This window comes from Kribbella pittospori (assembly GCF_004331465.1).
Taxonomy (GTDB): domain Bacteria; phylum Actinomycetota; class Actinomycetes; order Propionibacteriales; family Kribbellaceae; genus Kribbella; species Kribbella pittospori.
The window spans coordinates 1-12741 of record NZ_SJKB01000004.1 but is presented as its reverse complement, the minus strand read 5'-3'; the positions used below and the strand labels follow the sequence as shown (position 1 = coordinate 12741).

The 12741-nt window shown below is 67.5% G+C and carries 11 protein-coding genes; 9 read left to right on the top strand and 2 right to left on the bottom strand.

What is annotated here, in order from left to right:
• The first annotated feature begins 74 nt into the window (after nt 1-74).
• The 3 genes from E0H73_RS13635 (at nt 75) to E0H73_RS13625 (ending at nt 5984) form a co-directional block, all read left to right on the top strand.
• Nucleotides 75-2984 (top strand): vitamin B12-dependent ribonucleotide reductase, encoded by a 2910-nt coding sequence (locus E0H73_RS13635; RefSeq protein ID WP_131354810.1) that lies wholly within the window; start codon nt 75-77, stop codon nt 2982-2984.
• Between the two features lie 244 nt (nt 2985-3228).
• Nucleotides 3229-4863: a helix-turn-helix transcriptional regulator gene (locus E0H73_RS13630; protein WP_131354807.1), complete on the top strand. Its 1635-nt coding sequence runs from the start codon at nt 3229-3231 to the stop codon at nt 4861-4863.
• A 62-nt stretch (nt 4864-4925) separates the two neighbouring features.
• Nucleotides 4926-5984 carry a class I SAM-dependent methyltransferase gene (locus E0H73_RS13625; RefSeq protein WP_131354805.1) on the top strand — a complete coding sequence of 353 codons (1059 nt, stop codon included), beginning with the start codon at nt 4926-4928 and terminating at the stop codon, nt 5982-5984.
• A 463-nt stretch (nt 5985-6447) separates the two neighbouring features.
• Here the strand turns inward: E0H73_RS13625 and E0H73_RS13620 are convergent, their stop codons facing one another.
• Nucleotides 6448-7272, bottom strand: coding sequence for an aldo/keto reductase (locus E0H73_RS13620; RefSeq protein WP_131354802.1), 825 nt, complete (start codon nt 7270-7272; stop codon nt 6448-6450).
• A gap of 212 nt (nt 7273-7484) precedes the next feature.
• Here E0H73_RS13620 and E0H73_RS13615 point away from each other — a divergent pair, with 212 nt between their 5' ends.
• Together E0H73_RS13615 and E0H73_RS13610 are read left to right on the top strand one after the other, a co-directional pair.
• A complete protein-coding gene (locus E0H73_RS13615) occupies nt 7485-8114 on the top strand; it encodes a hypothetical protein (protein ID WP_131354799.1) in 630 nt (209 codons plus the stop codon).
• A gap of 437 nt (nt 8115-8551) precedes the next feature.
• Complete coding sequence (locus E0H73_RS13610; protein ID WP_131354796.1) at nt 8552-9322, top strand: hypothetical protein; 771 nt, start codon at nt 8552-8554, stop codon at nt 9320-9322.
• 59 nt (nt 9323-9381) lie between these two features.
• On the opposite strand, the gene E0H73_RS13605 is transcribed toward E0H73_RS13610, so the two are convergent.
• A complete protein-coding gene (locus tag E0H73_RS13605; protein WP_238163409.1) occupies nt 9382-9678 on the bottom strand; it encodes a hypothetical protein in 297 nt (98 codons plus the stop codon).
• Nucleotides 9679-9817: 139 nt separating this feature from the next.
• Between E0H73_RS13605 and E0H73_RS13600 the strand changes: the two genes are divergently transcribed.
• From E0H73_RS13600 to E0H73_RS13585, 4 genes are all read left to right on the top strand, one after another.
• Nucleotides 9818-10171, top strand: a complete 354-nt coding sequence (locus E0H73_RS13600; protein WP_131354793.1) for a helix-turn-helix domain-containing protein — start codon at nt 9818-9820, stop codon at nt 10169-10171.
• Between the two features lie 36 nt (nt 10172-10207).
• Entirely contained in the window at nt 10208-10411 is a 204-nt protein-coding gene (locus E0H73_RS13595) for a KTSC domain-containing protein (protein WP_131354791.1), read from the top strand.
• A 78-nt stretch (nt 10412-10489) separates the two neighbouring features.
• On the top strand, nt 10490-10717 hold the full coding sequence (locus tag E0H73_RS13590; RefSeq protein ID WP_131354789.1) for a hypothetical protein: 228 nt from the start codon (nt 10490-10492) through the stop codon (nt 10715-10717).
• A 65-nt stretch (nt 10718-10782) separates the two neighbouring features.
• Nucleotides 10783-12102, top strand: coding sequence for a serine hydrolase domain-containing protein (locus E0H73_RS13585; RefSeq protein WP_131354786.1), 1320 nt, complete (start codon nt 10783-10785; stop codon nt 12100-12102).
• The last annotated feature ends 639 nt before the right edge of the window (nt 12103-12741 follow it).

Sequence of the window (12741 nt, the reverse complement as noted above, 5' to 3'; positions counted from 1 at the left end):
TGCAACACCTGGCGTTACTCAACGGGGCGGTCCCGACAGACCGCGGCAGTGCAGACACACGGCGAGGAGCAACCATGACAGAGACGGTGACCGGCCACTCGGGGTCGACCAAGAGGTCGGCGGCCGGGTTCCGGGGGCGCAAGAACGCGCCCGCGGGACTCACCATCGAGCGCATCTTCACCACCGAGGGCGCGCACCCGTACGACGAGGTGACGTGGGAGCGCCGCGACGTCGTACAGCAGAACTGGAAGACCGGTGAGACCGTCTTCGAGCAGCGCGGGGTCGAGTTCCCCGACTACTGGAGCGTGAACGCGTCCACCATCGTCACCACGAAGTACTTCCGCGGCGCGGTCGGTCACGACAACCGCGAGTGGAGCCTGCGGCAGTTGCTCGACCGGGTCGTGAAGACCTACCGCAAGGCCGGCGAGGAGCACGGGTACTTCGCCACCCCGGCCGACGCCGAGGTGTTCGAGCACGAGCTCACCTGGATGCTCCTGCACCAGTACTTCAGCTTCAACTCGCCGGTCTGGTTCAACGTCGGGACCTCGTCGCCGCAGCAGGTGTCGGCCTGCTTCATCCTCGCCGTCGACGACTCGATGGACTCGATCCTGAACTGGTACAAGGAAGAGGGCCTGATCTTCAAGGGCGGCTCCGGTGCCGGTCTGAACCTGTCCCGGATCCGTTCGTCCAAGGAGCTGCTGCAGTCCAGCGGCGGTACGGCGTCCGGCCCGGTCAGCTTCATGCGCGGCGCGGACGCGAGCGCCGGGACGATCAAGTCCGGCGGCGCCACCCGGCGCGCGGCGAAGATGGTCGTGCTCGACGTCGACCACCCCGACATCGAGGAGTTCGTCGACACCAAGATGCGCGAGGAGGAGAAGATCCGCGTTCTGCGCGACGCGGGCTTCGACATGGACCTCGGCGGTCGCGACATCACCTCGGTGCAGTACCAGAACGCCAACAACTCGGTCCGGGTCACCGACGAGTTCATGCGCGCGGTCGAGGACAAGGGTGAGTTCGGGCTGCGGGCGCGGCTGGACAACTCGGTGATCGAGACCGTCGACGCGCGGTCCCTGTTCGACAAGATCTCCCAGGCCGCGTGGGCCTGCGCCGACCCGGGTCTGCAGTACGACGACACGATCAACGACTGGCACACGACGCCGGAGACGGGCCGGATCACCGCGTCCAACCCGTGCTCGGAGTACATGCACCTCGACAACTCGTCCTGCAACCTGGCGTCGCTGAACCTGATGAAGTTCCTCCGCGACGACGACCTGTTCGACTCGGAGAAGTTCGTCAAGGCCGTCGAGCTGATCATCACCGCGATGGACATCTCGATCTGCTTCGCCGACTTCCCGACCGAGGCGATCGGCGACACCACCCGCGCGTACCGGCAGCTCGGCATCGGCTACGCGAACCTCGGTGCGTTGCTGATGGCAACGGGTCACGCCTACGACTCCGACGGTGGTCGCGCACTGGCGGGCGCTATCACCTCGCTGATGACGGGTACGTCGTACAAGCGCTCGGCCGAGCTGGCCGGCGTCGTCGGCCCGTACGACGGTTTCGAGCGGAACAAGGACGCGCACACCCGGGTGATGCGCAAGCACGCCGCGGCCAACGACGCGATCCGGACGCTGCACGAGATCGACAAGGACGTGCACAAGCACGCCACGGCCGCGTGGGACGCCGTACTGAAGGTCGGCGGCAAGAACGGCTGGCGGAACGCGCAGGCCTCGGTGCTCGCACCGACCGGCACCATCGGCTTCATGATGGACTGCGACACCACCGGGATCGAGCCGGACTTCTCGCTGGTCAAGTTCAAGAAGCTGGTCGGCGGCGGCTCGATGCAGATCGTCAACCAGACCGTGCCGCGGGCGCTGCGTCAGTACAGCTACACCGAGGAGACGATCGAGGCGATCGTCGAGTACATCGCCGAGCACGGTCACGTGGTCGACGCGCCCGGCCTGAAGCCGGAGCACTACGAGATCTTCGACACCGCGATGGGTGAGCGGGCGATCAAGCCGATGGGCCACGTCCGGATGATGGCGGCCGCGCAGCCGTTCCTGTCCGGCGCGATCTCGAAGACGGTGAACCTGCCGGAGACCGCGACGGTCGAGGAGATCGCCGACGTCTACTTCCAGGGCTGGAAGCTCGGCCTGAAGGCGCTCGCGGTCTACCGCGACAACTGCAAGGTCGGCCAGCCGCTGGCCGACGCGAAGGCGAAGAAGGCCTCCGAGGCCGCCTCGGCCTCTGTGGCCGAGACCGCCGCCGTCGCGGAGAAGATCGTCGAGAAGGTGATCGAGTACCGGCCGACCCGCAAGCGTCTGCCGAAGTCGCGGCCGTCGCGGACCACGTCGTTCTCGGTCGGTGGCGCCGAGGGATACATGACCGCCGGCTCCTACCCGGACGACGGTCTGGGCGAGGTCTTCCTGAAGATGGGCAAGCAGGGTTCGACCCTGGCCGGGGTGATGGACGCCTTCTCGATCGCGATCTCGATCGCGCTGCAGCACGGCGTACCGCTGGAGACCTACGTCCAGAAGTTCACCAACCTGAAGTTCGAGCCGGCCGGTCTGACCGACGACCCGGACGTCCGGATGGCGCAGTCGATCATGGACTACATCTTCCGGCGGCTGGCCCTGGACTACCTGCCGTTCGACGACCGGGCCGCCCTGGGCATCTACTCCGCCGACGAGCGGTCCCGGCAACTCGACACCGGTTCCTACGAGCCGGCCCCCGTCGAGGTCTCCGAGGCCGAGTCGCTGAAGTCGGTCGAGCCGGCCGCCGAGGCCGACAAGCCGGTCGTGGCGGAAGCGGCCGCGGCCAAGCCGCTCGACACCTCTGAGGTCCGCACGACCGCCGAGATGTTCGAGCTCATCACCGGCACCTCGGTCGACGCGCCACTGTGCTTCACCTGCGGCACGAAGATGCGCCCGAGCGGTTCCTGCTACGTCTGCGAAGGCTGCGGCAGCACCTCCGGCTGCAGCTGACACCAACGGGGTGCGGCGGCGGGTGTGCTGCCCGCCGCCGCACCACCCCAAACTGAAAGCGCCACGGCCTCCGGGAACTTCCCACATTCCCCGGGGGCCGCAGCGCGTCTGGCGATGACCTTGAGCGTGCGGGTTGGTGCCGTAGTCACCGACGACCCGACTGCGGTCGTCCCAGGCCGAATGCACGGCTGGGGCCGAACGCCGGGACTTTCCCGCGGGGCGCAGCGCGTTTACCGTCGAAGCTGTGGAGGGGATCGACGGTCTCCTCGCGACCGGGGCGAAGGCACTCGGCGAGGGAGACTGGAGCGCGGCACGCGCCGTGTTCGCGGAAGCAGTCGGGATCTCGGCAACGGCCCGAGGTCTGGCTGGGCTGGGTGACGCCCAGTGGTGGCTGGGCGATGTACCCGCCGCCTTCTCCTGCTGGGAACGCGCCTACGCGCTCTACCGTCAGTCCGATCCTGGAGACGCCGTGTTCGTGGCCCTCGGCCTCAGCCTCTCCTACGACGCCAACTTCGGCGACCGCGCCGCAGCACAGGGATGGGCAGCCCGAGCAGTCCGCATCGCCTCGGAGGTTGCTGAGCCCGTACTGATGGCGTGGGCGTCGCTGGCGCGGGCGTCGTCCGTCGACGATCCCGAACTCGCAGCAGCCTGGTCGGAGGCGGCGTACGACGTTGCTGCCGTGGCCGAGGATCGCGACCTCGAGCTGTGCGCCCTGAGCATCTGGGGTGCGGCGCTGATTGACCTCGGGCAGGTGCTGGAAGGTACCGCGTTGCTGGACGAGGCTCTGGCCGGCGCGCTGGGTGGCGAGGGAGCTCGGCCTGACACCGTCGTTCTCACCAGTTGTCTGCTGATGCGGTCGTGCGTGCGCGGTGCGGACTTCCTGCGTGTCGTGCAGTGGATGCGTTCGCTGGACGAGTTCATCGATCGCTACGGCTGTCCGTACCTGCACTCGACCTGCCGAGCGGCGTACGGCGCTGTCCTGGTGTCGACCGGTGACTGGCCACGCGCGGAGAACGAGCTGACTGCTGCAGCCGAGTTGGCGCGTAACTCGTTGCCTGCGGTCCAGGCAGAGGCGGCGGCCTCCCTGGCCGAGCTCCGGCTTGGTCAGGGCCGGGTTACCGAGGCTCGAGGACTCCTTGCCGGCTTTGAGGATCGCCCCGTTGTACGACCGGTGCTGGCAGCCGTCCACCTCGCAGCCGGGGACGTGGCGATGGCTGAGTCGCTGGTGCGGCGTCAGCTCGTCGACGCGAACCCACTGGAAGCCGCCCGACTCCGTGAGGTGCTTGGCGAGGCCTGTCTCGCTCGCGGTGACGCTGCGGGCGCTGCTGTGGAGGCCGAACACCTCTCGGCTTTGGGTACGACGACCGACAGCGGACTGATCGCGGCACGAGCTGCTCGGTTGTGCGGGCGGGCTCTGCTGGCGCAGGGGGAGGCTGACGCGGCGGTACGCCGGCTGTCGGCGGCGCTGACGTGGTTCGGCCTGCTGGAGATGCCGGTCGAGGTCGCGCGGACCCGGATGCTGCTGGCCGAGGCACTGTGCGCCGAGGGAGGCTCGGCGCCTGCTGTGGCTGAGGCCCGGATGGCGCTCACGGTGTTCGAGGACGTCGGCGCCTCGCGTGATGCGGATGCGGCGGCCGCGTGGCTACGGGCGGCTGGTGCGTCCGCGGCTCGGTCCGGTCCCAGAGGGCTTGGTTTGTTGACGAAACGGGAGCGGGATGTGCTCGCGGTGCTGGCCGAGGGTCTGCCGAATCCGGAGATCGCGGCGCGGCTGTACATCAGCCGCCGTACCGTCGAGCATCACGTGGCCAGCATCCTGTCCAAGCTCGGCGTCCGGAATCGGACGGAGGCGGCCGCCTACCTCACCCGCCTGAACGAATAGGCGAGTTCACCGATGCTGCGCGCGATCTCCCGGGGTGATGCTGCCTGTGGGAGGTGGGGTCAATGCTTTTGGATACTCCACGCGTCGAGGCTTTCGGCGCACAGATGGGCGAGGTGCTCAACCACGGGGTGCTCACGCTGCTCATGAGCATCGGACATCAGGTGGGCCTCTTCGACACGATGGCGGAGCTGCCACCGGTCACGAGTCACGAGCTCGCGGGCGCCGCGGGCCTGCAGGAGCGGTACGTGCGGGAGTGGCTGGGCGGGATGACGGTCGCGCGGGTGGTGGATTACGACGCGGAGCGCCGTACCTACTGGCTACCGCGGGAACACGCTGCTTTCCTGACACGCGCTGCCGGGCCGGACAACCTCGCGGGCGCGACGCAGTTCATCGCGTTGCTTGCGGGGGTGGAATCGCGGTTGGTCGAGTGCTTCCGCCACGGCGGCGGTGTTCCGTACGCGGAGTACACCGAGTTCCATCGGCTGATGGCGGAAGACAGTGGTGCCCTCTTCGACGCGGCACTGCTCGACTCGATCCTGCCGTTGGTCCCGGGGTTGCCGGAGCGGCTCGTGGACGGCATCGACGTTGCCGACATCGGGTGTGGCAGCGGGCACGCCGTCAATCTGATCGCCGCGGCGTATCCGCGGAGTCGGTGCGTCGGCTACGACATCTCCGCGGAAGGCATCGCGGCCGGTCGTGCTGAGGCAGACGGGCTCGGGAACACGGAGTTCGTGGTCCGCGATGTTGCTGACCTGGGGGAGCACGAACGGTTCGACCTCGTCACAGCCTTCGACGCGATCCATGATCAAGCCCAGCCGGCCGCGGTGCTTGCCGGAATCGCGGCATCCCTGCGCCCCGACGGTGTCTTCCTGATGGTCGATATCCAGGCGTCGAGCAATCTCGAGGACAACCTCGACAACCCCTTCGCGACCTTCCTGTACGGCGTCTCGACCATGCACTGCATGACCGTCTCCCTGTCCGCCGGAGGCACCGGCCTCGGCACCGTCTGGGGTCGTCAGAAAGCCTGCGAAATGCTCACCAACGCCGGCTTCACCTCCATAGAAATCGCCGAAGTAGAAGCAGACGCCTTCAACGCCTACTACGTAGCCCACAAGAACTGAGCCGCTTCAAAGGAGCCGCCTCAGGCCGCCTCGCCCGAGGCGGCCGCCCCCCAAGCGCGCCGATCCGGAGAGCCGCCCGCACAGACTGGTGTCCGGGGAGCCGCCGCCGGGTGCTTCGGGCCAGGGAGCCGCCCGCACAGACTGGTTTGTCCCGTGGGCACCGCCAGATGCTTCGGCCGAGGGAGCCGCCCACCCGGGCTCGTCGGCCCGGAGACCGCCCGCCCAGGTGCTTCGGTCCGGGGTCGCCCTCCGCCCGAACTGCGTTGATCCCGGAGGGCCGAGCCCGCCCAGGTGCTTCTGCCGGGAGCCGCCTGTCCAGGTGCGTCGGCCCGGGCAGCCGTCTGCCGGGTGCTTCGGTCCGGGGGCGCTCCCCGCCCGAACTGCATTGGTCCCGGAGGGCCGCGCCCGCCGAGGTACTTCTGCCGGGGGAGCCGCTCGCCTGGGCAGCGGCGGTCCTGCGTGGTTAGTGGCCGGAGTGGTCGGAGTTGGCGGCGGGGCGGCTGGTGCCGTCGAGGGCTGCCAGGGTGGAGAGCTCGGCGGGGGTCAGGTCGAAGTCGAAGATGTTCAGGTTGTCGGCGAGCCGGCTGGGGTTGGCTGACTTGGGGATCGGTACGACGTCCTGCTGGGTCTCCCAGCGCAGGACCACCTGGCCCGGCGACCGCCCGTGGGCGTTAGCGATCTCCTGCACGGCCGGATGGCTCAGCAGATCGGTCCCCTTACCCAACGGACTCCACGCCTCGGTGACGATCCCGTGCTGCGCATGGAACTCCCGCTCAGCCGCCTTCGCCCACACCGGACTCAGCTGCACCTGATTGACCTCAGGCGCCACCCCGGTCTCGTCGATGAGCCGCGACAGGTGAGCCGGCTTGAAGTTCGACGTACCGATCGCCCGCACCAACCCCGCCTCCCGCAACTCGATCAGCCCGCGCCACGCGTCGACGTACCGGTCCTGCTCCGGGTTCGGCCAGTGGATCAGCAACAGGTCGAGATACTCGACACCCAGCTTCTCCGCGCTCGCCTCGAACGCGGTCCGCGCGCCCTCGACGCTGTGCCACCGCTTGTTGAACTTCGACGTGACGAACACCTGGTCGCGCGGCGCACCACGCAGCGCCCGACCGACCCCGACCTCGTTGCGATAGTTCTCCGCCGTGTCGAACAACCGATAGCCGGTCTCGAGAGCCTGACTGACCGCCCGTTCCGCGTCCGCGTCGTTCATCGGTGACGTTCCCAGACCGACCCGTGGCATCACCGCTCCATGACTCAGCGTGACACTCGGAACCTGACTCATCCTGTCCTCCTTCGGCAGCCGCTGCCCGCCACCGTACCCGCCGCTCACGGTCCGCTCCCGCGTCGTCCGCCGGCCCAGGATCGCCGTACGTCGTACGGTCCGGCCCGCGCTCGGGCGGGCTGTCTCAGCGCAGATAAACAGGGGAGCAAACTGTCGGATCTGTGGTTCATCATGGTGCGGCGGGGAACGAAACGCTTGGGAGGGATGGGCGAATGAGGAACCGGCTGATCACCTTGGTGGATCTCGGTCTGGACAGTTCGTTCGACGCCTCGATGAGCTTCGTCCAGGGCATCACCGGCAACATCAACGCCGGCTGGGACCAGCCGGTGATCGACGTGAACTTCGTTCGCACCCGCGACCACGAGACCGCGTTCTCCGCCCTGACCACCCCGTCGACCGTCCTGCACGTGATGGCACACGGTGACCACAGCGAGGAGCCGTCCTTCCTCTCCACCGACGGCAAGACCCAGGTCTCGCTGCGCTCGTTGGCGGAGTGGTTCCTGGACCGGCAGTGGGGCATTGCGAGTGGCGTCGTCATCGCCGACGGCTGCAAGACCGGCATCGGCAAATGGCAGCGGGCCATCCGCGACTGTCTCCAGGACGACATCACCTACATCGGCACCAGCACCGTCATCGGCTGGTACGAAGCGACCGTCTTCTGCTCCGCCTTCTACGGCGCCCTGGTCCGCAACCGAGGCCTCGGCCGGACCCCCGCCGAGCAGGGCTGGGACGCCGCCAACCGCGCCATCCGCGCCTACGAAACCCTCACCGACGCCCGCTGTCCCTACAAGCCCGTGGTGCTCACCCCCTCCCGCCGAGCCCTCCGCTCGCTCACCGGCTGACTCACGCTCGGCTACCGACACGCTCCGGGCGGCTACTTTCGGTGGAGCATGTGAGACTTTTTGTGGTCTCGCTGAGTGGCGGGATCCGTGGTCTGGGTTGCCGGTGACCTGGGTGGCGGAGGACGGGGAAGCCGTCCGGTACGCATTCGCCGACCTACTGACGTCCGCCCGACGCGGTGAAGGAACGCCACCATGAAGCTCCACCGGAATTCCCTCCTGACTGCTGCCGCGATTGTCCTGGTCCTGTACGTCGTATCGCTCGTCGTCGGCCTCCCAGCTTGGGCCGCCGTCGTACTCACCGTGGTGCTGCTCGTGCTGCTGGCGGTGGTCTGGAAGCAGCCCGATGAACCGCGTCCCGTGGTCACCAGCCGACGCCGGCACCATCCGTCGTCCTGGCTGATCCGGATCCCGTCTTCTCCGGACCGCCGACGCGCACGGTGGCCGACATACGGCTGCCGTCCGCGTCGCCCGACTTCCAGTTCAGCTTCTCGGCAGTGGTGCAGTGGTCCACCGTGCTGTCGGGCTCGCGCCACGCGGACCTGGGCGCAGTCGCGGTCCACGCTTTGCTCGAGCGGGCTCGGGCCCTGACCGCGACCCAACAGGTGACCGAGGAGTCGCTCAACCAGCACCGCCTCGCTGCCACCCTTGGTGAGCCCGCGCTGGACGAGAAGGGACAGGTGCGCTGCTGGGCGACGGAGATCAGACTGCGGCTGCCCGACGCCGATCAGAAGCATCTCCAGCACCTCGCCGCTCTGCACCGCCGGGAGCAAACGACTCTGCTCGAACGCCGGATGGAGCAGGACAAACGCGCGTACCTGAAGGACGACGTCTTCGCCACGCCCGGCTCGGCCGCGGTCTGGTGGCTGGTCAATCACCCCGGCGAGGTCGAGACGACCCTCGGGCTGCTCGACACCCTCGCCGAACTGTCCGCGGCCGCCAACGACCTGCCGGCACGACGGGCGTCTGCCGACGCCATCGAGCACACCAAGCCGACCCGGACCGAACTCGCCTTCAACGCCGCGGTCGACACCCTGGTGGAACCGGACGAATCGCACCAACAGCCCGCCCCGCCTGACGCGGGCACACAACCGGCGAGCGAAGCGACGTCCAGCCAGAAGTCCGCCAGGTCTCCGGGATTGAACGGCAGCGCACGTAGGTCGACCAAGGAGACCCCGGCCGAGTACCGCGAGCAGTTCTTCTCGGAGTAGGCCGGTGAGGCGGGCCGGTTGCAGGGGAGGCCCGCCCCACCGAGATCGGGTCCGCATGGCTACTCGTCCAGCCATCGGATGGTGGTCGCACCGTTGTGACCATGGACGGTGAGCAGCGCGTGCACGCCATCCGGCCAGACCGTGGTCGTGGGATAGCGGCCTCCCCAGTGCAGGGCCACCGTCCCGTCGCTCCACTCGACCCCTTCGGCGACAACGCCCGTGCCGCTGATGCCGGAGACGTCAACATGACGGACCAGTTGGAAACAGCGTGGCCCGGACTTGTTCGCGACCTTCAGGTGACGCCGGCGCGGGATCGTCCGCAGCAGCGTCGGGGTTCTTCCGCCGATCTCGTTCATGCCTGAAGTCAACGCGCCGAAGCCGGTCCGCACCATGAACCCAACCGGTATCCACAGGGCACAAATTGTGCACTCCGACGGTCACCCAATCGCCGTAATCTGATTGCAAGGAGTGATCGACGCGCAAGGAGCGAATCCGATGACAGTCATCGAAGAATGGACCGGCCGGCACGCGCACGCCTTGCGGACGGCGCTGCGGCTGACGAACGAGGCCTTCGCCGAGCACCTCGGCATTGCGCCTCGCACGGTCACGAAGTGGCGAGAGAGACCCGAGATCGTGCCCAGTCCCTACTTACAGGAGGCCCTCGACAGCTCACTCAAGAAGGCACCGCCCGATGCGTTGGTCCGGTTCGAGTCCAATCTCGGCCTGGACGAGCGACGGATCCCGCTCGACCGTGCCGTGCTCGACCAGCTCAACACCGCGATCGGCGACCTCGCCCGCGCCTTGGCGCGCCTGGAGTCGCCCGATCCGGAGCGATCACCGGCACACTGACCTGTGGCGACGTACGGCGTACAGAAGGAGTGAGGCATGAGGCGGCGGCCGGTGAACTCGTCGAGTATCAAAACGGTCGGCTGGTCCGACGGCACGCTCGAGCTCGAGTACGTCAACGGTTACGTCTACCAGTACGACGAAGTCCCGCAACCGACGTACGCCGCTCTGCTCGCCGCACCGAGCATCGGCGCCTACGTGAACAAGCACATCAAGCCGTACTACGACTGTCGCGAAGTCTGACTCTGCGTTTCCGGCGACTGCGCAGCGGGCACCGGAAGGGCGTTCCACACGGGGATGCGCCCAGCCCAGGAGGTGGACATGCGCACACGTAGAGCGTCTACGACCGGTTCCCGGACCATCACGATCATCGTTCTCGTCTGGTTGCTCATCGGCCTCGCGGCCGCGGTTCAGCGGAACTACTTCGCGGGTTCGGACGCGACGTGCGCCAAGGTGGGCACGACGCTGGTGACCATCGTCGCCGGTCCACTGAACTACATCGGCGCGAACCCGAAGATCGACTGCACCGCGCCGCAACCGTCGAGGTAGCACCGTTCGCGTCGTAGCGTTCCCTCCACGAGGCTCCGAGCCGGTTGGAGTCGAGGGGAGGGAACGTGGACGTTCTGCGCGAGGGGATCGAGGCCGATCTCGAGAAGTTCCGGGTGTCCGGCGCGAGTTGGGTGGTGATCGAGGGCGGCGAGATCAGGTACACCGGGACCGCCGGCGTAATGCAGGCAGGCGAGTCTGCGCCGGTGGTCCCGGGCACTCTGTTCCAGGCGTGCTCGATCAGCAAGCCGGTCGCGGTTCTCGCCATGCTCCGGCTGGTCGATCGCGGGCTGCTGGATCTCGATGAGGATGTGAACAAACGGCTGACGTCATGGCAGGTGCCGCCGACCGGAGATTGGCAGCCGGTCATCACGTTGCGGCAGTTGGCCAGCCACAGCGCAGGCCTGACGGTGCACGGATTCCCGGGGTACCACCACGAGGCCACGCTCCCGACAACCAGACAGATCCTCGACGGCGTCAGCCCGACCAACACCTTCGGCGTACGCGTCGACACCGTCCCCGGGACCCAGTTCCGGTACGCCGGTGGCGGCACGATCGTCCTGCAGCAGCTACTCGAAGACGTGACAGGCACGCCGTTCCGGCAACTCGCCCGGGAGCTGGTCCTCGAACCACTCAACATGTCAGCCAGCGACTACGCCCAACCGCTACCTCCAGAGCTGTACTCCTCCGCGGCGACAGCTCACGACGAGCTAGGCCGGCCCATCGACGGACGCTGGCATGCCTACCCGGAGCTGGCCGCAGCAGGACTGTGGACAACGCCGACCGATCTCGCCAAGTTCGCCATCGGCATCCAGCAGGCCTACGCAGGCGTGGATGGTGCCGTGTTGTCGCCGGACCTCGCGCGCGAGATGCTCACGCCCCAGATCTCTGCCAGCGAGCGAATCGGTGGCCTGAGCCATCTCGGACTGGGACTGTTCCTCGACGACGCCGGACAGCGCTTCGGCCACAGCGGAGGCAACGAAGGATTCAAGTGCCACATGCTGGCCTATCGGGACAGCGGACAGGGCGCGGTGGTGATGACCAACAGCGACAACGGCATGTGGCTCGTCCTGCGCGCGTTCGCTGCGGCAGCCGCGGCGTACGGCTGGGAGGGCTACCCGATGGATGTCGAGCTGCCGGATCTCCCGTCACAGGCTCCGGCTGAGCTGGCCGGTGCGTTCCGGCTGGATGGCGGTCCGTCGTTCGACGTCGCACTGCAGGGGAGTGGACTCGAGGTGACGTTCGAGAAGCAGAACCCGTTGCAGTTCAGCGCGCGCTCCGCGACCAGGTTCGCAGCATCCACCTCAGACACCGAGCTTGAGCTCCGCGACGGCGATCTGGTCTTCATCCAGAACGACGAGGAGATCCCCTGCACCCGCACGAGCTGAGTGACGTGCACTCGGGAATAGGTGGGCGAGTACCGGGGTTACAACTCTCGACTGTCCGATGTATGACCCCGGGCCTCAACTTTCGCCGCTTCGAGCGGCCACTCGCCGAGAGGCGTCTGCCGGACAGTCGCAGTACCTCGGGTGGGGGACGAGCGATCGTCTCCCACCCGATCCACCTGCCGCCCCTTGACCGGGGGTGGATGATGGAGGTTCCACTGCTCGCGGAGACGTGAGTGACGGATGGGAACAGAGGGACGAGCAGGCCGCGGCCGGCGGGCATCGGAGGGGTCCAGGACCCCGATTTGCATCCGCACCGCGAATGTCAGTAATGTTCTTCTTGTTGGAGCGAGGCGCAGGACGCGAAAGCGGCCGGTCCTCCGACAAACTCCCTGAAGGTCTCGGAAGCCGAAACACGCCTCGGCGGGTTTTGGACACTGAGTCACGCAGGGGGACTGGGACGAAAGAGGCCGATTTGACCGGCCGCGGACGAAACAGTAAAGTTTGGCGAGTTGCCCCGGAGCTTCAAACGAGAGTCTGAAGCGCGGTGTGCGCCCGATTTTTGAGAACTCAACAGCGTGCCGAAAGTCAATGCCGAAAGATGCATTATCCCCGTTCATGGGCTTCGGATGGTCTTCTGCT